Consider the following 18,940-nt stretch of genomic DNA (forward strand, 5'->3'; position numbering starts at 1 on the left):
CAACAAAAAAATGAGCTTTCAAGCATTATTAGAAAAATTAACAATAGAAAAGCAAAATCGAGAAAGTAAGTGCCATCTTCTTGCCGAATCTTATGCGTCTATTGATGCTATAGAAACTTTTAATCATACAACAAAAAAACGCCAAGTTCATTGGATTTGCGAAAAACGTTCTAATGGATATGTGTTTCTCTTGTTAGATGGCGTAACTGGTCACGAGAGTTGGTACTTGAATGATTTAGTAGAAATTGTATCACGAGAAACAGATTGTAAGTTTTTTACCGCTTGTTTAGGATGTGATAGTTATCCAGAATTAAAACTGGATTTAACTCAGATGAAGTGGGTTGTGATGCAGCTATATTCACAATTTAATTAACTAAAAAATAACCGTAGGAATTACCCTAACGGTTATTTTTTTATGAAGTTAATAGTATTAAATTATGCCTTATCATTACTTGCTATTACATCCTAACATACCGAAACCCCTACATGGGATGCCACCCAGAGAACTACTTTCTCATAGTTGGTGGAACCAGACTAAGGCAATAGCAAAAGCCAAATTTAATGCTTGTTGGAGTTGTGGGGTTTCTCCCTCAAAAGCAAAATTTAGAAAGTGGCTAGAAGCCCACGAATGTTATAGCATAGATTTTAATATGGGCCAGGTAGCCTACACTGGGACGGCAGCTTTATGTCATGGATGCCATCAATTTATTCATGATGGAAGATTATTAATTCTATTAGAAAAAGGAGAAATTAAAGAAGGCTATTACCTCAGTGTCTTAGCACATGGTAATAGTTTACTCAAAGATTGGTTAGGAATAAAAACGCCTTTTATTAAACGTCCTTTCCAAGCCAATGAACCTTTTTGTTATCATCCTGAATGGTCAACTGTGACAAAATTTAAGCCTCTGGAATGGAAGTTTAATGCTAACTTACCTGAAGCTCAATGGGAAGATTATCAGAGATAATTAGTGTTGCCCATTATCAAGAAATCAATGGTGATCTTGTTGCAGATCCTGATATTTCTTTCAAAATCTATCATTTAACAGAGAATCAACAGTCGTGGATTCCTCTCGAAATCAGACAAGTAATGGCTTGGCGAACTGTTAGTTATTTAGAAAATAACAAAATAGTTCGTTTCAGTCCAAAAGGACAAAAAGAAATAGCTTCATTTTGTTCAATGTGGGCTGACAATCTCAAGTCTCAGGGTTGGCATATTAAAGGAAAAACTAACCCCAAGATCAAAGCATCATCTTCTTATTTTACACCATTGACGTAAAAAAAATATATTTTCTAAGTCAACTAATGTCTTTTAACCATAAAGAAGGTTAAACAAATAACCTTCTTTATTCCCCCGACTCAATTAAGTTTGTTGGCGTTATTGTGATGATTATAGAAGTAATATGAAAGAATAATTACTCAAAGTTTAGATGAAAATCATCTAAACTTTTTTTCATTGCTTACGCAATTTTTATAAGCGATGTTTAATTATTTTACTATCACTAATATGCCAAAAAACAACTCAACAACTTTACAAAATAACCAGTTCACTCAATCCGAAGAACAAGAATTCGAGAAACGATATCAAGAATGGTTAGAAACACAAATACTCCGCCAAGATAGCAGAGGTTTTTACCAATAAATATTGTAAGGATTCTAGCTTACCTGACTTCTAAGACAAAAAGCGATTAAGTCAGAATTTTTTAGTTTTTTTAAGGAGAAATATGCCTACACCTAACGGTGAACTAACCCCCCGTGAATTGCTTGCTCAATTTCGAGAAATGTCTCTGAGGGAATTATCTACTGAAGCTGAGAATCTCGCACAAATCATCGAAACTTCATCGGACGATGAAGATAGTTTGTTCGACGAACTTCAGCAATATTTAAACGCAATAACCGAGGCTAAAATTGATGGTTACTGTTGGTATCACGATATTTTAACGGCTGAAATTGATGAATGGAAAACCAAAAAACTTACACTCGCTCAGATGTGCGATGAGGTAATTCAACACAAAGAAGCCCAACTCAATGCCATGAAGCAAAATCTCTTGAGATTAGCCTCCAAGGGTTTAATTCCTCATTATCTCTTGGGGAAAAACAAAGCTATTGAAATTAGAGCTAATTCTAAACCATCGGTTGAAGTCTTGTGTGCTGCTGATGATCCTGGTTTTCCTGAAAAATTCCGTTCCTCCCAAATTACCTACAAACCTGATAAAGAAGCCATAGTACAAGCCCATGAATCCGGTCAAGACGTTTCTGGATTTGCCACCGTCACTTGGGGAAAACAAGTGAGATTTAAGAACGCACCTCGCAGGAAACGTCAGAAAACCGATGAGTAAGCCTTATGAATCGAGAAAATAGTCGAAATAAAGAACAAATGCTCAATATTCCTATTGGAACCCCAGTAGAAATCATTTTTGTTCCTGCACCCGTTAAAAATATAACACTTGGTGCGACTGGGGCGATCGCAAGTCAACCAAAACGCATTGGCATGATCACTCACGTTTATGTTCAATTAGATGACGGAAGATTAATCGGATGGGAACTTGATTATCTCGAAATTATTTAAGTTTTTAGGGGTTTTATTCCCCTTTTTTTTTGAAGCTTTCGCTTCTTTATTTAATGTAAATTTACATTCATTGAGGACAAAATTCATGGTTGATTTTAGTAAAATCAAAACAACAAAAGAAAAAGCTAAGACCTATGCTTTTGAAGCAGAGAATTTTCCCTTTATCACTTTACAGGAAAATCTCACTGAAACTTGGAATACTCTTGGATTAAATGACCTTCAAGTTATTGAGCAAGAAGGATTAATCAATTTATTAACCGCTTCAGGGATGGTTGAAAGTAGTCATTTTGACCCCAACAATGTTTTGTTGGTCAAAGCCAGTGGTGGTGTTCCTACAGGGGTTTATGGTCCATGTATCTTTCGTGATGGCAACATGATTATCTTGCGAGTTGGCGATAATCAAGCACAAGTTGTCCAAGAAAGCGATCGCCTAATTATAGGTGATTTGCGAGGCAAGATCACCGTTGCTGCTGCCAAGGATGCCAGTGGTAAGGAATATCCTACAGCACAAGTCAACTTTGTCTCTGGTGATAAAGAAATTTTCAAAGTCAGAATTTCTTTAGATAGCCAGAATGATGAGCTATCAGTAGGAGAATTAGAAGCCACTTTGATCAATGAAGAACCAATCATTAATTATCTTGGATTTGTACCAGGAAAAGTGATGAAAATGCACGAATTAGGCATTGGCGAGTTTGAGGTTAAAGCTATTAGTTCTACCAAAACTCAATATGGAGAATCCTTCAAACTTCATTTAGCAGATGGAAAAGTAGTCTGGGCGCGAGGCAATTCCGAGTTACTACTCAAAGCGGGGTATGAAATGAAACTTGATGTGCCGCTAACTTTAGTAATCAGTGAGATTGAGGAGTATGGTGATGGCAAGTTCAAAGTCACCAATGCACTGCGCGAACGCTTGCCTCAATTTATAGAAGTCAACCCTGTGATCAGAACTCTCGAAGCTCAAGTTAGTTCAGTCATTGATGATGAGTCTGAACCTGAAACCGAAACTGAGACGGAAGAACAAGCTGACAGTATCCCATTCTAGAACCATTAGAGTCCCGAATGGGACTCTTTTTTTTTGATTTTTAGGTTTCTTCACTAACAATGTCCGTATCTTCTTCAAGGGAAGCGAGTACATTTTCTATATACTTTAATCGAGTTTCAACTTTTTTCCAAACTTGAGGATTAGACTTCCAAAGCTTAGTTTTTTTGAGTTGGCTAGTCAATTGGTTGATTCGAGACGAAGGATTAGGGGATTGATTAGGTAAGGGTTTTGTTTCCTTTGATAGATAATTTTTGATTTGTTGAGTAATTTCTCTTTGACTCCACCGATAGGCAATAGCTTGCTCCAAAAGCTCTTTACCTAAAGATTCATCTTTAATCGGCTTGAATCTTAACCCTTTAGAGTATTCAATTTGCCCAGTGGCGATCGCCTCATAAAGATAATCCGGTAAAGAACGTAGTTTCAGTTGGTTACAAGTATATGAATACCAATTGTAGCCATATCGTTCAAATACTTGTTTAACGGTCTGTTGTTGCTCATCAGATGGATTCGGGATATCGATATCCTGTGAAGTTTCTTCTTTAGTTTCCCATTGATACTTCATAGATTGAAGCAAGTCGGTAATTTGAGAAGAGCTTAAAGAAAGCCGATGACTTAACAGTTGAAACAGAGAATTAAGAATTTCTAGAGGATTGAGATCTTCTCGGTCTAAATTTTCACAGAGAGCTACTTCAAGGGCTTGCTCATCATCCAGGTGGCGAATAGAAACAGGAACATTGGCTAGTTTAGCTAATCGGGCTGCTTGAAATCGCCGTTCTCCGGCGATGACTTCATACCCATCGACAGTTGGGCGTACAATTAAGGGGTATTCCATCCCTTGGCTAACCAGAGATGAAGCCAATTGTTGTAACGCTTCCTGACCAAAGTAAGTACGAGGTTGACCTTTCCAAGAGTACAACTTATCAAGGGGTAATTCAACTCGATTGACGTTTAAGTTGTCTGTCGCCCCTAGAAGAAGATCGACTTTATCACTTAAAGTGCTTTGATACGGGCGATTTCGCTTACTGGTTACTTGTTGACTAGAACTGGTCATAGTTGAATTAACTCCTTAGCAATACTCGACAACACTTCTACTGCTCGATGTTGAGGTTTAAAAACGGCTAGAGGACAACGATCTTCAGCCGCATCAGGAAAAACAGTCGAGTCGGGAATTGGCGTAAATACAGTTCCTAGTAACGAGAGTTCCTGTTTCATTTGCCCATAGGTTCTCGTATGCTGTGAACGTCTGCCATCAAATTTCATGGGAACAAAACCAGCAAATGATAAAAAGGGATTAACATGGCGACGCACTCTAGCCACAGTATCTAAAAGTAATCCTGTGCCGAAATAGCTTTTAAACTCGGTTTCGATAGGAACAAGAAGATGTGTCGCGGCAGTTAGTCCCAGAACACTAAGAAGCCCCAGACTCGGAGGACAATCAATTAAGATGAAATCATATTGATCCCGAACTGTTTCTAGCTTAATTTTTAGCCTTCCTTCCCGATTGAGAGCCGATACCAACTCAAGTTCAGCGACACTGAGATTGATATTTGTTGGGACTAAATCCATCTTATGAATGGAAGAAAGAATCGGCAAGTCCTTCTCTTGAAGAAGAGCATCGTAAAGAGTCTCAGACAGTTCCGTTGGCTCAATTCCCATAAATGTTGTCAGAGAGGATTGAGGGTCAAGATCGATAAGCAGCACTTTTAAAGAGAATCTGGCCAGAGCATATCCTAAGTTCATGGTTAGGGTGGTTTTGCCTACTCCCCCTGATTGATTGAATAAAGTAATAATAGGGGTCATAAATTTTTAAGTTCTAAAATCACTTAACTAATCTTTCTGTATTGATTTTCCTTGAATTTGTTCCCAAAATTTTTTTTATTTCAAAATCACTCAGATCAACCTTTCAACCAGTCTTGTATATCGCTGCTTTTGGTTCCATTGGTTAACCGCAACACAAATCGCCTTCGATGACCCCACAATAATGGCCAACTGTTTAGCACGGGTAAGCCCTGTATAAATGAGATTCCGTGACAGCATGATGTAATGGGACATCGAAACAGGCATGATGACGACTGGATACTCGCCAAACCTGGCTTTTATGGATGGAAATAGACCAAGCTAGTTTAGCTACCTTAATTTCCATAATTCCTTTATCCTCAGTGTCAGGCTTATAATACTCCTCCCGATATAAAAGTAACCCTAAATCCATATCTTATTCTATATCTCCAGAATCCTTAATATCACTCATCAAAGGACGTTTGTTAGCTTGCCCTTCCTACATTATCTAGTACATAATGGTTGTATATATTAATGGACATTGCTTTTATTGTTGTTTATATTTTCTATAATGACAGAGTGAGGGAAAAACTCAAGACTTTATATAACATAAATTATGAAGACTTATGACAACGGGAAGAGTTGAAGAGATCAACACGGCAATCTTAATGAACATTAATCAAAAACCATTACTATCTATTTTTCCTGAACCATGTAACCACTCGCAAGAAGTATTGTACAGAAACTTCTAGTGCAAAGCTCGATGAAGTAGAACAACATTCCAAAAATCATGTAACTGATAAGCAGGTAGCTCTTGAGCCATTTTAGATAATGAACGATTTTTGAGAAAGGTGGGCCATACGTTAAATATCCGTAATAATAAATTACTAAGAACTTGACTTGAAAAATTAGGATTATTAAGTTTAACACTCAATCTATAAATGCACTCTAATAAAAGCATTTCAAGATCATTTATAATCTCATCATTACTATTTTGTGATAACAATCTGGCAATGTATACAATACGATTTTCTAACTTAAAGTATAGCGATTCATCTGAAATATATTTAATTTGACCAGAAGCAAAATATAAAGCATTCAGACAGATCTTATTATTTGAATTAAATAACCAAATAAAATCAATTTTTAGAATTAGAGCTTTTAACTCATCCACTAAGTCATCATAAATAGGTAAAGAATTAACCATGATGAACATCAATTTCCAGTGGAAATCGGACAAGGAATCTTTACTCAAGTTATCAATAGCTTCCTTAACAGTTGATTTTAGATTTTCAGAAGAAACTTGTGAAGCTATTCTATCTCTAAAGAAAAAAGATATAGGGTAACTTTTATTTGCTCTTACAAAAGAATTTAACTGATTTTCAGCTAAGGTTAAATCTAGCAAAAAATGAGGATGAATTATATCTTCTTGTTGTTCATTATGTATAGTGGCAAAAGTTTTTATTTTTCCTATAAGACCCCCATTCACAAGAAATTCTATACTTTTTTCTTTTTCTAAAATAATTGTAGCTAATCCATATACTATTAGAATCATTTGATTTATTCGACTAGGATGAAGTACATCATTCTGATATGTAGGATCATAATCAAATATTGATGAACTTATTTGTCGTAGTCCTCTTAACTTTTGAAACTCGTCAAGAAAATGATTAATTCCACTTGTATCTATATTTTGAAGCAATACATTATGTAGTTTACTGGTATGAAACCAAATAATAGCTAGTTTACTGATTGAGGATAACTGCTTAAACTCACTCGAATGGCTGAATTCATCATTTATCCACTTTAGAAGAGTTTCAAAAAACAGAAAATTAATCTTTTCATCCTCGCTATACAACTGATTTAATGTTTTTTGGACTAACTCCGTAACAAAAGTTCCATCATCAAAAAAGTTTAGAGCTAAATCAATTAAATGAAGCTTACAAACGGGGGAAGACCATCGCAAAGATAGATTTTTAAATAATTCTTGTCTTTCATCAACTGCTAATCTCCCCAATTCTTCTATTATCAAACTAGGCAGTTTAACGGGAAGACCAGCTAGACGATCTAATGCTATTTCAAACCCTTCATCAGATAGGAGTGACTCAGCTATTAAATTCCAATGATTTTTAAAACTATCTGAATCTAATATATTTTTGTCTAAGCGAAAATGTCTTAAAATACCTTCTATAGAAAGAGGTAATAAGTCTTTTTCTACACTTAAAGACCCATTTGAAGGATCTCTAAGAGTTTGTTCGAGACTATTATAAAAAACGGCTGCTGATGACTCACGCCATTTTTGTACTATATTTAATCTTTCAGAGAGTTCTTCAATTGAGATTATTTCATTAATGAGTTTCTCTAATTTTGCGCGGTCACAGTCAAACCAGAAATCATTTGAACGTAATACTCGTTCACGGAAATTAGGATCATCAGATAGTAACAAAAATAACGGATCATCAATTGTAAATGAAGTAGCTTGTTCCTGATTTTTAAATTGTAAACTAGCTTCAGTTAAACTTATGGCTCTCCCGTACTTGTGGTGATAAGTAAAGCTTATAATTCGTAGGGTGGGTTAGACGCGGCTATGATTTTGATGAAAAACTAATAAGTTTTAATCCGCGTCGTAACCCACCATCTTAAGTATTGTAGCTGATTATACATTTTATACCAAGATGTCGGGAGAGCCATTAATTTATCGTAGTAATCATTAATCTTAATAGCCTCAAGAACTCGAAGAGCTTCTAATATTTCAATAATGCTGATAATAGGCATTACATTAAAATGACTGTTTTTATTTAGACAACGATCATCAATCCAAAGAACATTACCAGCTTCTGGAGTTACTTGGAATAAATCCAAGACGGTAAGTATATCAGGGTTATGATGATCTAAGGAGTCTTCTAGTTCTTTATGTTGCGGACTACTAGAGCATGGAATCATTTCGTAGATATTTTGCGTTAAACCTTCAGAAATACGGTCAATTAAAGATTTTAACCACTCAAGTCCATCTGATTCATTATCCTTAGAACTATTAATTTCTCTTTCTATTTCCTGAATTTGATTTGAATCAATGTAAACTTTAAAGTATTCACAAATTGTTTTAAGCACATCTTCTCTAACTAAAGTCTTTGCAATACTAGAGGAAGATAAAAAAAGTTTAGATCCTAATGGTGGTAGAACAGAGATGACAGGTATTTGTCCTTCATTTCCTAAAGCTGATAGCATTTTTTTATATTCAGTTTTAGTTATTTTTCCTTCATTTTTTAAGGTTTCTATTATAGCTCGACCATTAATTACTCTTTCTGTCTCATCATTTGATAAGTTAACTATCTCTAGTTCATTGTTTTCAGTCATTCTTTGTAGTGGCGAAAACTCTACAAGATATCCATCTTCTTCTATAACTAATTCCAATGATGGAGAAACATTTAAACTTTTTTGGTCAATTAATTCAATAGAAATATCCTCATGATTAGGTTTATCGTGAATTTCAAATATTTTTTTTTCTTGCCTTAATTTAAGTATTTGACGATAATTATCTAAAGCTGAAGGTTGATTGGGTTGAAGCATCTGATACTGATGCTGTAAAGCAATTTGTAAATTAGGTGAAATTCTCAGAGGTTTGAAATGCTTTTCTAATAAATCAAGAATGCCAATATGTGCAGCTAGTAGTAGAGCAGAAATGTCTAAATGTAGTCGCCATTGAGAACAGTAATCAACAGATATTTCTGGAAAAGGACGACCTGCGTATCGTGAAAGAATTGCTGGTACTAAATGTGGGCTATCAGCAGATCTATTCTTATCAGGAAGTGTATGTAATAGATTTACTAAAGAAATTCTTATCCCTTCAGCTAAAAAGTAAGAGGGTAATCTTCCCTGTTCATATTCTTGATTAATAGTTTGAGAATGTTTGTTCCATTTCTCCTGAACCGATATCATTTCCTTAATATCGACCATTGAGAAGCCATATTCTCCTTTAGCTGCTAGTGAAGCCATTTGCTGGATAAAAGGAGAGAGTTCATGATCAAGATTGAGTTTCCAACCTAAATCAAGAACTAAACCTAAATTTTCTGGTTCAACTTTATTTTTGACTGCCTTTTTCCAACATTTTGTAGCTAATGATTTATTCTGAATTAAAACTAGATTTGCTGTCTGTAAAAGAGCTATTTGCGAAATGTCTTCACGCCTATATAATAGAGATGCTGTATAGACTAAACCTATAATATCTCCTTGTCTGTGCTGTAAATTAATAAGTCTTATCAAGTTTTCTGTTGTCTCTTGCTCTTGAACTAATTTTTCAGCTTCCGTGATTGATTGAGTAATCAAACCTAATTTTTCTTGACAACCTGTTCTTAGAGAACGTAGATTACTGGGCAATTTTTTTTGAGAAAATAGACTCACATTATTTGTCAATAGCTCTAGACATTTAGGATAGTTCTTGTCCTCCCAAGTCGCTTGAGCAGAAAGATATAACGCTTCAGGAGTTTTCATCAATTCAACTAAATCATCAGCTTTATTTCCTATATATGCCCAATCTTTTAAATAAGCTTTTAATTCACACGCTTCATATAAATAAACACCATTTTTAGTTTCTTCAAAAGACTGTTCTAAATGTTCTATAAAAGGTTCCCAGTTATTAGAATGCCTTGCTGCTTGGCGTAAAGCATGGGTTTTTAAAATCAGATTAAGAGGAAAAGAGTTTAATTGCTCTATTTTATGTAAGGCTTCTTGAGTCTGTCCATTCGCAATTAGCACTTGAGTGTAGTAAAAATGCCAAACGTTGATGCTATTTTTTTGTTCAAATTGTTCTTCAGTCTTATCGAGAAGCTGAATGGCTTGAGTTATTTGTTGAGTATTAAGGTAAATACAAAGTAAGACGGTTATTTTTCCTAACTCTTTGTCTGATATTTCTAGTGAACTTTCAAGAGCTTTTTTACATTTTTCTATGTCTATTTTATAATTACGAGATATAGCCCAAATTATAGCGTTAGGATCACTAGGATCTTTATTTAACAAATCATTGCACAATTCTTGAGCTTTATTTTGATGCTGAGAGTCAGGATCATTGGATAAACAAGCTAAACGCCAGATATCAACATCTAGGTTTTTATTTTCACTCTTTGTATGTATCTGTCCTAGTTGTTCAAATTGAGTTTGAGCTTTACGTAATCTTTTTAAACTAGCGTCATCTCGTTTAATTAATGACCAATCAATGGGTTCTGGAGAATAGCTCAAAGGACTGGAAAAAATAACTGGAGATAAAGCACTATAGTAATTAATTAGTGCTGAAGTAAAAATAACCATCTCCCATTTGGGTTTTTCGTAGAGAGCCTGTTGAATTTTAGTCTGTGCAGCATCAATGTTTCCTTGATCAAGAAAAACTAATGCTTCTAGTCGTTTTGTTTCAGTATTAGGTTGTATACCTTCAGGAATTTCTTGTAGTTTACTCTTAATTTCATCGGTCTGCTTCGATTCTAAAAGCAGAGCTAATTGTAAGTTAAATACATCAATATTAGAAATATTAGAAATTTTTTCTAATGCTGCTTTTGCACCTTCTGTATGATAGCAAATCAGCGTCTGAATAATAGTATCATCAGCATCAAAATCAATACCTTTTGCTTGACTAGCTAAAGTTCGTGCTTTTTCAATATTATCATTGATATTTATTTCATAACTGCCTAATGTTCTCAAAATCTTGGCTTGAAGAGGCTTTTCAAAAATATCCCAGTTTTTATCTTGGTGTAGCTCATTAATTAAGGTATACGTCTCTGTTAAATTACCTTCTTTATATAATTCTCTAATTTTATTTAGTTGCTCATCTTTCTCTCTTGATAAATCTGATGAAATATTTTCTAACTTTGAACTAAGGATATTAAAAATTAGCTCCTGTTGTTTTGACCCGTTAAATGCTGGAATATTCTGTTCTAAAACTCGACCACAAATATTATCGACAATATCTTGAGAACGAATATAACGGCTAACAATTGAGCGATGAGGAGCTAGTTTTTGACGCAAAGTAACAGAAGACCATACTTCAAAAATAATATTATGTTTTTGGAACTTATTTTTTTCTTTTATAATTTGCTGTTGTCGTTTCTTTTCACTTAAGTCGCAAGCGACAAAAAGGATGAATTTTTTAATTTTATAAGACTCAAGTTCTTTTTCCCAAAATTCAAGGTTATTTAAAAATTTATTGGAGGCTTCACGAATTTTATGGGGAGGAAAATCTTCATAACATTTACTATCGCCTACAATTACAGATTGATCATCTTCATAGTAAGCAATTAAATCTATTCCTTCTTGTGTTTGGCCTCTAGTGCCGTATTCATCGCAAGTAGAAATTTCAGATTGTTCTGCTAATAAATCACAACATAATTTCTGAAAAGTGTATTCATCAAGTTCATGAAAATGAGGAGGTAGACTAGAATTTGTTCTTGATTGCATAGAATATAAATGCTCTATTGATCCTAATTCCGATAATTCATTATAGGAAATACTGTTCTAATAAATCCGTTCCTTGAATTCCCATCTGTTGTAATTCTTGCTCAATTAGCTTTAACGCCATTGGTAACGGTTTTGTCTTACCATTCTCCCAACGGTTAACCGTCTGGAAAGACACCCCCAAGCGTTGGGCAAACTCAAGCTGAGTCAGTGCTAAGCGTTTTCGGGTTTGTTTGACCAATAATGGTAAATTAAGAGAATCAGTCACAAATGGTTAGGGCAAACATCACAGATGGTATATTTCTAGCTTACGATGGAAACCTATTCTTCGCACATGGTATATTTACGGAACTTAAGTAGCTAGGCAGAATTAAACTTAAAATAGTGAGTTTCGTATCCTGCTTTTGAGCGCGAGCTTCGATTCGTTGTATTAACTAACATTAAACTGTTGACCATGTTTGGGATGGTTATACCAACTGCCTTGTAATTGAAGGTTTTGCCCTGCTTGAATATTAGGAAAACAATAATAGTTACTAAATCTTTGAAGCCTTTGACTTGCATTCGAGGGACAGTGTAACCCGTATCTTCTGCATGAAAGGTAATGCGTTCAATGACTCCTGTTAAATATTCAGTTTTAATGTTGTGAGAAGTTGAAGTGTTAGCGATTACATTTGAGGAAGACATGGCAAAAAAGAGTATTTTTAATTAGTAAAAACAGGAAAACTTTTAAGTGAATTGACTCACTCTCTGTTATTATTCAAATAAAATAATGAAACTTTCTTGTTTAAAATGATGGTCATGAGTTAACACCTCATTAATTTTTAAACGTTGCATAACCGTCATAGAAATACAATCTGTCAAACTATATTCTTTATCTAAGCGACGACGGTATAAATTAAATCCTTGAAGGAAGGACTCTCTATTTTGAGGGATGACTTTAATATGAGGATTCTGCATAATATCATCGACAAATTGGACAGTACACCCCCGCAGAGAAACTGTTGCTGAAAGAAAATTTAATACCTCTACTAAAACTTCATCTGTTGTCACAATTTCAACATTTTTAAGGGAGGCAGTAACTTCTATCACTCCTTGATGCCAATTATCTTTTTTGTTGATTAAAGCCACCCAATAAAAAGTGTCTGCAAAAATTTGTTTCATTAACTTTTCTTAGGAGTTCCATAAAGATAATGATCATGTTCTTCTGCCCCGTCAATAGGAAGATTGTCAAGTTGTACTTCTCTTAAATCGTACTTGTTAACCATGTTTAAAATTGATTCTCCTGTTGTTTCTTGGGAGACTTCAGAAGAAATCAGATGAGTTTGCAGGGTATCTTTGACTCGATTTAGCACCCCATCTAGAGAGCTATCTTGGTAATCAATCGGCTCTAATTCAGGAAAATTAACTGAATATCCATTACTATTCTTGGAGATGACAATACTAATTTTATTAACCATTTTCAAACATCCTAGACAACTCTATTGATCAAGTTTTTACCTTTTCTATTATATCACAATAAATCTTGAGAATTAATCCAACATTTTCAGCTAATTAAGTAAAAAAAAAGATTGACAATTTTTATATTTATCTGGGAAATTATGGCGATTGTCAACCGATTGACGAGGGAATATCCATCTACTAAAACGAGGGACTGTGCGCCCTCAAAATTTAGGCAAGTTCTGAGTTTAAAAATCGACGAATCAAACCGATAGTGACCGCAGGTAGTTCCAGTTGCGGGGTAAGACCAACTTCTTCTATTACTAGAAAAGCTTTAATAGCTGTTGGATTCATTTGTGCTAATCGTCGTCCAATGTCAGGGCCAGTAAACTGAGATTTTTGTCCCCAAATAATGGCAGTCGGAACAGTCAGTTGTTCGATATATTGGGAGAGGTCAAAGCATAAATCCCCTCGCACAAAAGAAAGCGCACTATATTCAGCCAAGGGTTTTTGAGCCGATGCCAAATAAGCCGATACGATTTCGGGATAAACTCGCTCAGGGCAAGCAAACTGACGCTGTTCCAAAAAGTTACGAATTCCCAACTCGTTGGCCACCCCAAAATCATAGATAAAGCGATCTAGAATAGGGGTACTGACCAATTGAGCAAAAAAGCTGCGCCTGTAGTCTGAGCCAAAATCAGAAAGCCCTGCCGGAGTCGTCAAAATCAAGGACTTGAATAGTTCAGGGCGAGCGATGGCCACTCGAATCGTCAAAGCGGCGGTCAAAGATGAAGCAATCACTGTTACTGGTTGGTCGCAAGTCTTTTCTAAAAATTCGGTAATCGTGGTTAAATAATCATCAATGTGGTAGTTTCGCTCCAGGTGTGACGATTCTCCCCATCCAATCAAATCGGGTGCCAAAATACGATATGCGCTGGCAAAAGCCGGATAAACTTTAGACCATTCGTAGGCGGAGGAACCTCCCCCAAAACCATGTAGGAAGACTAAGGTGGGGCTGCTTGGTGAACTTTCTGACCTTGAGAGCCAAGGAACACCATCGGCGGTGTAATATACCATCTTTCCAAGGCTGGTGGTCACAGAATGCTGGCTTACTCCAGGGATATTTAACATAGTTTGTCAGGGGATTAAAGATTAAAGGATTGCAGATTAAAGATTAAAGTCTCAGTTCTATTTAATTTATAGGTTCTAAACGAATTAATTGGTGAAGGCCATCGCCAACCAAAAACGGCATTTCGCTCCAATTGTACTACGGGATAGCCATCGCCCTTTTTTCTTCCTTGCGGAAGATTCCTTGTTGAATTTATCGACGAGGAATCTTCCGAAGACATGAATAATATCCAAACACAATCAATCCTAACGGTTCCCAACCAATTATTATCGTTATTGCATAACGATAATCCCATCATTTCTAACCAATTATCATTCGTGATGAATGCCGAATTTGGAGGAACTGATGCACAGGGACTATGGAATTGGCGATTAGCTTATGATCTGCTTGAAGCGGCTTTAGTTTTGTGGGTAAGAGAAGCTCCAACCGTCAACCTCAAAACGTTAACCGAGTTGATGGCAAAGCTTCCCACTCAATCAAGACGATCGCTTGAACAAGTTGAGTTGCAACAATTCTCAACCCCCTTACCAATGGCAGAGCTTGTTGCCAAAGCAGCAGCCGTTACCGAGCAAGACACGGTTTTAGAACCATCAGCAGGGAATGGCTTGTTAGCAACTTTCAGCGATCGCCTTGGGGCAAGCTTGATCTTAAACGAAATTGCCCCTCAACGAAAGGCAATATTATCAGCCTTATTCCCTAATTCGCCAGTATTTGATTACGATGCTGAAAATATTGACGATTTCCTAGAGTCAGAACACCGACCATCGGTTATCTTGATGAATCCCCCATTTAGTGCTTCTCCCAAAATGCTTAAACGCAATCAGGGAGCAACGGCACAACACCTATATTCTGCCCTAAGACGGTTATTACCAGGGGGAAGATTAGTGGCTATCACAGCAGAAGGGTTTTCCTTTAGTGAGGCAATGCGAACCCGACGGTGGGATAGCCGAAACCGAGTATTATTCTCTGTTGGTATTTCTGGCAAAGAGTATTACAAACACGGAACTAGCATCAAGACCCGTCTAACCGTTATTGAGAAAGGTGGTGAATCTGTTGAACCTCAGATTTTGGGCATCAGACCCTTGGTCCAAATCTCGCAGTTATTAGAACAGTTGCCACCCCGACAAGAGATAATCATTGGGCAAAGAACTTATTTTACCCCCACTCCCACAAAACGGGTAAGGCAACCGCAAACCTCTCGTTATGTGCCAGATAATGATTTTGGACAAATCATAGAACTATCCTATCGCCCGCGAGAGAATTACGAAAGCACTGTTGATGAAGGGATTTTCTCCCAATATCAACTACAAGCGATTACAATCGATGGAGCATCACCCCATCCTTCACCCTTGGTCGAAAGTGCAGCGATGGCAAGCGTTAAGCCACCTGTTCCCACTTACAAACCTTTGTTACCTCAACGGTTAATTTCTGAAGGCTTGTTGAGCGAAGCGCAGTTAGAAACGGTGATTTATGCGGGCAATGCTCACTCTCAAATCCTAGAGGGATATTATCGCCTTGATGACCATGACGACCTGGTAGTTTGTAACCAAGAGAATGAAGGAGCAAACCAGTACCGAAAGGGCTATTTCATCGGTAATGCCACTGGTACGGGGAAAGGCAGGGAAGTAAGCGGGGTGCTACTTGACCAATGGTTACAGGGAAACACAAAAGCTGTGTGGATTTCTAAATCAGCCAGTTTGCTTGAAGATGCAAAGCGTGATTGGACGGCATTAGGAGGCAAACCAGAGCAAATCATCCCCTTGAGTGCCTTTAAACAAGGTGAGGTGATTAATATTACCACAGGGATTATCTTTGCTACTTACGCCACCTTGAGAACCACTGCCAAACTGGGTAAATGTTCCCGTGTTGAGCAGTTAGTAAACTGGTTAGGAGAGGAGTTTTCGGGAGTCATTTGCTTTGATGAAAGTCATGCAATGGGCAATTGTACGACAACAAGAAACAGTTTTGGACTAAAGAATGCCTCTCAACAAGGATTAGCAGGTTTAGAACTGCAAAGAAAACTACCACTTGCCCGTGTGCTTTATGTTAGTGCAACAGGAGCCACTGTAGTTGACAATTTAGCTTACGCAGAACGCCTGGGACTTTGGATTGGAAATGAATTACCGTTCTTATCACGAGAAGAATTCCTAAACCAGATGCACCAAGGGGGTATCGCCGCTTTGGAGGTAGTATGCAGAGATCTTAAAGCATTGGGGGTTTATTGTTCTCGTTCCCTATCTTATCAAGGTGTAGAGTACCAAATCCTTGAACATCAGGTAACACAGCAACAGGTGGAAATTTACGACACTTATGCTCAAGCTTTCCAAGTAATTTACCAAAACTTAGAATCAGCCCTCAGAGCAGCCAGAGCGAATCATAAGTCTCGTTCCGTAGCCAAATCAGTGTTTTGGAACAATAATCAACGATTCTTTAATCATTTGATCACTGCCATTAAATGTCCCACCCTAATTCGTGCCATTGTTGCTGATTTAGAAGCTGGACATTGTGCTGTTATTCAGCTAGTTTCCACTGGTGAAGCCTTACTTACACGAAAATTGGCACAAATTCCCACAGAAGAATGGGATGATCTACAAATTGATCTTACTCCCAAGGAAGCCATTTTCGAGTATTTGGTTAGTGCTTTTCCCACACAGCTTCATGAAACTTATACAGATTCCAAGGGCAAGCAACGCACTCGTCCTGTGTTTGATGAACAGGGAGAACCTGTACAATCAACAGAGGCTCTCGAATTGAGAGAACAGCTTATCGAATCACTGGCATTATTGCCACCAGTTCCCACAGCCTTAGATAAGCTAATCTGGCACTTCGGCACAGACCAAGTGGCAGAAATTACTGGTCGTACAAAGCGGGTGGTGCGAGTTCAAGACAAATATAAACTCGAATCTCGTTCTCCAATGGCTAACTTGGCAGAAACCGATAACTTCCAAAGCAATCGCAAACGAATCTTGATCTTCTCCCTTGCGGGGGGGACAGGTCGCTCGTATCATGCTGATGCTAATGCACTCAATCAACGACTCCGCAAACATTATCTGCTTGAAGCAGGTTGGCAAGCTTCTGAGGCTCTACAAGGGTTAGGAAGGACTCACAGGAGTAATCAAACACAACCTCCCGTATTTTGCCCTGTTACCACTAATATTAAGGGAGAAAAGCGGTTTATCGCCAGTATTGCCCGTCGCTTAGATTCTCTGGGAGCCTTAACCAAAGGACAACGGCAAGCAGGAACGCAAAATATCTATCGACCTGAAGATAATCTGGAAAGTTCTTATGCTAACGCTGCCTTAAGAGACTTGTTTGAGAGTTTAGCTCATAACTTCGTCCCAAATTGTGACCTTGAGCAGTTTGAGCATCTGACAGGGTTAGTTTTGCTCAATGAAGCAGGAAGTCTCAAAGCCGAGTTACCATCCCTCAAACAATTCCTTAACCGCTTATTAGGTTTGCCGATCGCACAACAAAACCGCTTCTTTGAGGCGTTTGAGGTGCGCTTAGTGAGCCGAATTGAAGGGGCGATCGAAGCCGGAACTTATGAACGAGGGGTTGAGATGCTCACGGGAGACTTTCGCATTCTTACCCAACAACCCTTATCTCAACATCCTAACGGTAGCCAAACCACTTGCTATCAAATTGAACGACGAGATCCCACTCCCAGACTCTCCGTAGATGAAGCTTTAGAACTTGCCAGCAATGGGGGGCAATTGGTGATCAATCAACGATCTAATAATGTAGCGATTGCTAATCCCACCAGCAGTTTGTTTAACTCCGATGGCAGCAGCACCGCCAGAATTCAGCTTACTTTTCCTGATGGACAAACACAAAAGCTCTCACAAGCTTACTATCAAAACCACTCCACGTGGAGATTCGTCACCTTTGAGCATTGGCAAGGGCGGTGGGAATCCGCTTTATCAGAAATTCCTACTCATCAATACAGTACATTCTACTTGGTAACGGGGTTGTTGTTGCCGATTTGGGATCGTTTGGGTGATGAACGCATCAAAGTTTATCGCTTAATAACTCAATGCGGACAAACCTTATTAGGAAGGGTTATCTTTGCTAGTGAAATCAACGAAGTTTATCGAAACTTTGAGGTTAATTCTAATGAACAATTAACCCCAGAACAAGTTTATAAAAATGTGGCAGAAGAAGGGCGAGTTATTGATGTTAATCCTTGGCAACTAAAACGGTCAAGGGTCGCCGGAAATTATCGGCTTGAAATCTTTCCTGTTCATTCGAGAACGGAAGTTGAGTATCTTCGTAACTTAGGAGCTTTCAGTGAAATCATTAACTATCAACTAAGGGTATTCTTGCCCAACCAATCTGAGCTTGCTACTCGAATTATTGAGCAATCGATCTAATTATTGAGCCAATCAGTTTACCCTGATTGGCTTTTTTTTATTTTTCAGGGAGCAGGGTAATCGCATTTCAATCGAGTTCTCCCAAGAAGATTAATCAAGCCAAAAATGGTACTATTTATTGTTATCTGTTTCACAGAAAAATGCGCCAATTTAGGAGAGAAGATATCTTCGACTAACCC

At 37.3% G+C, this 18,940-nt stretch carries 18 protein-coding genes; 8 read left to right on the top strand and 10 right to left on the bottom strand.

Annotated elements, in window-relative coordinates; translation table 11 throughout:
* Positions 1-10: 10 nt before the first annotated feature.
* From VB715_RS20980 to VB715_RS21010, 7 genes are all read left to right on the top strand, one after another.
* The gene (locus VB715_RS20980) at positions 11-373 is read left to right on the top strand and encodes a hypothetical protein (protein ID WP_323303144.1); all 363 of its coding nucleotides are present in this window, start codon (positions 11-13) and stop codon (positions 371-373) included.
* A gap of 64 nt (positions 374-437) precedes the next feature.
* A complete protein-coding gene (locus tag VB715_RS20985) occupies positions 438-965 on the top strand; it encodes a hypothetical protein (protein WP_323303145.1) in 528 nt (175 codons plus the stop codon).
* On the top strand, positions 944-1,276 hold the full coding sequence (locus tag VB715_RS20990) for a DUF6908 domain-containing protein (RefSeq protein ID WP_323303146.1): 333 nt from the start codon (positions 944-946) through the stop codon (positions 1,274-1,276). The genes VB715_RS20985 and VB715_RS20990 overlap by 22 nt, the downstream gene beginning before the upstream one ends.
* A gap of 228 nt (positions 1,277-1,504) precedes the next feature.
* Positions 1,505-1,639 (top strand): hypothetical protein, encoded by a 135-nt coding sequence (locus tag VB715_RS20995; RefSeq protein WP_323303147.1) that lies wholly within the window; start codon positions 1,505-1,507, stop codon positions 1,637-1,639.
* Between the two features lie 82 nt (positions 1,640-1,721).
* Positions 1,722-2,336 (top strand): siphovirus Gp157 family protein, encoded by a 615-nt coding sequence (locus VB715_RS21000; RefSeq protein WP_323303148.1) that lies wholly within the window; start codon positions 1,722-1,724, stop codon positions 2,334-2,336.
* Between the two features lie 5 nt (positions 2,337-2,341).
* A complete protein-coding gene (locus tag VB715_RS21005) occupies positions 2,342-2,566 on the top strand; it encodes a hypothetical protein (RefSeq protein ID WP_323303149.1) in 225 nt (74 codons plus the stop codon).
* A gap of 85 nt (positions 2,567-2,651) precedes the next feature.
* The gene (locus tag VB715_RS21010; protein WP_323303150.1) at positions 2,652-3,608 is read left to right on the top strand and encodes a hypothetical protein; all 957 of its coding nucleotides are present in this window, start codon (positions 2,652-2,654) and stop codon (positions 3,606-3,608) included.
* A gap of 40 nt (positions 3,609-3,648) precedes the next feature.
* Here the strand turns inward: VB715_RS21010 and VB715_RS21015 are convergent, their stop codons facing one another.
* The 10 genes from VB715_RS21015 to VB715_RS21060 all read right to left on the bottom strand — a co-directional run bounded on the left by VB715_RS21015 (position 3,649) and on the right by VB715_RS21060 (position 14,393).
* Positions 3,649-4,659, bottom strand: coding sequence for a ParB/RepB/Spo0J family partition protein (locus VB715_RS21015; RefSeq protein ID WP_323303151.1), 1,011 nt, complete (start codon positions 4,657-4,659; stop codon positions 3,649-3,651).
* A complete protein-coding gene (locus VB715_RS21020) occupies positions 4,656-5,408 on the bottom strand; it encodes a ParA family protein (RefSeq protein ID WP_323303152.1) in 753 nt (250 codons plus the stop codon). Before VB715_RS21020 ends, VB715_RS21015 begins: the two co-directional genes overlap by 4 nt.
* Positions 5,409-5,498: 90 nt before the next feature.
* Complete coding sequence (locus VB715_RS21025) at positions 5,499-5,672, bottom strand: ATP-binding domain-containing protein (protein WP_323303153.1); 174 nt, start codon at positions 5,670-5,672, stop codon at positions 5,499-5,501.
* Positions 5,673-6,132: 460 nt separating this feature from the next.
* A complete protein-coding gene (locus tag VB715_RS21030) occupies positions 6,133-7,830 on the bottom strand; it encodes a hypothetical protein (protein WP_323303154.1) in 1,698 nt (565 codons plus the stop codon).
* 158 nt (positions 7,831-7,988) lie between these two features.
* On the bottom strand, positions 7,989-11,828 hold the full coding sequence (locus tag VB715_RS21035) for a hypothetical protein (RefSeq protein ID WP_323303155.1): 3,840 nt from the start codon (positions 11,826-11,828) through the stop codon (positions 7,989-7,991).
* Positions 11,829-11,868: 40 nt separating this feature from the next.
* Positions 11,869-12,093, bottom strand: a complete 225-nt coding sequence (locus VB715_RS21040) for a helix-turn-helix domain-containing protein (protein ID WP_323303156.1) — start codon at positions 12,091-12,093, stop codon at positions 11,869-11,871.
* A gap of 92 nt (positions 12,094-12,185) precedes the next feature.
* Positions 12,186-12,509 carry a hypothetical protein gene (locus VB715_RS21045; RefSeq protein WP_323303157.1) on the bottom strand — a complete coding sequence of 108 codons (324 nt, stop codon included), beginning with the start codon at positions 12,507-12,509 and terminating at the stop codon, positions 12,186-12,188.
* Positions 12,510-12,578: 69 nt separating this feature from the next.
* Positions 12,579-12,986, bottom strand: a complete 408-nt coding sequence (locus VB715_RS21050) for a type II toxin-antitoxin system VapC family toxin (protein ID WP_323303158.1) — start codon at positions 12,984-12,986, stop codon at positions 12,579-12,581.
* Positions 12,986-13,282, bottom strand: coding sequence for a hypothetical protein (locus VB715_RS21055; protein WP_323303159.1), 297 nt, complete (start codon positions 13,280-13,282; stop codon positions 12,986-12,988). Before VB715_RS21055 ends, VB715_RS21050 begins: the two co-directional genes overlap by 1 nt.
* 211 nt (positions 13,283-13,493) lie before the next feature.
* Complete coding sequence (locus VB715_RS21060; RefSeq protein ID WP_323303160.1) at positions 13,494-14,393, bottom strand: alpha/beta hydrolase; 900 nt, start codon at positions 14,391-14,393, stop codon at positions 13,494-13,496.
* Positions 14,394-14,609: 216 nt separating this feature from the next.
* Between VB715_RS21060 and VB715_RS21065 the strand changes: the two genes are divergently transcribed.
* The gene (locus VB715_RS21065; protein ID WP_323303161.1) at positions 14,610-18,761 is read left to right on the top strand and encodes a strawberry notch-like NTP hydrolase domain-containing protein; all 4,152 of its coding nucleotides are present in this window, start codon (positions 14,610-14,612) and stop codon (positions 18,759-18,761) included.
* The last annotated feature ends 179 nt before the right edge of the window (positions 18,762-18,940 follow it).

The sequence above is a fragment of the Crocosphaera sp. UHCC 0190 genome (assembly GCF_034932065.1).
Lineage (GTDB): Bacteria > Cyanobacteriota > Cyanobacteriia > Cyanobacteriales > Microcystaceae > UHCC-0190.

Bases quoted from the DNA above. Each gene is read 5' to 3' on its own strand.
- VB715_RS20980 (WP_323303144.1), top strand. From the start codon at position 11: ATGAGCTTTCAAGCATTATTAGAAAAATTAACAATAGAAAAGCAAAAT.
- VB715_RS20985 (WP_323303145.1), top strand. From the start codon at position 438: ATGCCTTATCATTACTTGCTATTACATCCTAACATACCGAAACCCCTA.
- VB715_RS20990 (WP_323303146.1), top strand. From the start codon at position 944: ATGGGAAGATTATCAGAGATAATTAGTGTTGCCCATTATCAAGAAATC.
- VB715_RS20995 (WP_323303147.1), top strand. From the start codon at position 1,505: ATGCCAAAAAACAACTCAACAACTTTACAAAATAACCAGTTCACTCAA.
- VB715_RS21000 (WP_323303148.1), top strand. From the start codon at position 1,722: ATGCCTACACCTAACGGTGAACTAACCCCCCGTGAATTGCTTGCTCAA.
- VB715_RS21005 (WP_323303149.1), top strand. From the start codon at position 2,342: ATGAATCGAGAAAATAGTCGAAATAAAGAACAAATGCTCAATATTCCT.
- VB715_RS21010 (WP_323303150.1), top strand. From the start codon at position 2,652: ATGGTTGATTTTAGTAAAATCAAAACAACAAAAGAAAAAGCTAAGACC.
- VB715_RS21015 (WP_323303151.1), bottom strand. From the start codon at position 4,659: ATGACCAGTTCTAGTCAACAAGTAACCAGTAAGCGAAATCGCCCGTAT.
- VB715_RS21020 (WP_323303152.1), bottom strand. From the start codon at position 5,408: ATGACCCCTATTATTACTTTATTCAATCAATCAGGGGGAGTAGGCAAA.
- VB715_RS21025 (WP_323303153.1), bottom strand. From the start codon at position 5,672: ATGCCTGTTTCGATGTCCCATTACATCATGCTGTCACGGAATCTCATT.
- VB715_RS21035 (WP_323303155.1), bottom strand. From the start codon at position 11,828: ATGCAATCAAGAACAAATTCTAGTCTACCTCCTCATTTTCATGAACTT.
- VB715_RS21045 (WP_323303157.1), bottom strand. From the start codon at position 12,509: ATGTCTTCCTCAAATGTAATCGCTAACACTTCAACTTCTCACAACATT.
- VB715_RS21050 (WP_323303158.1), bottom strand. From the start codon at position 12,986: ATGAAACAAATTTTTGCAGACACTTTTTATTGGGTGGCTTTAATCAAC.
- VB715_RS21055 (WP_323303159.1), bottom strand. From the start codon at position 13,282: ATGGTTAATAAAATTAGTATTGTCATCTCCAAGAATAGTAATGGATAT.
- VB715_RS21060 (WP_323303160.1), bottom strand. From the start codon at position 14,393: ATGTTAAATATCCCTGGAGTAAGCCAGCATTCTGTGACCACCAGCCTT.
- VB715_RS21065 (WP_323303161.1), top strand. From the start codon at position 14,610: ATGAATAATATCCAAACACAATCAATCCTAACGGTTCCCAACCAATTA.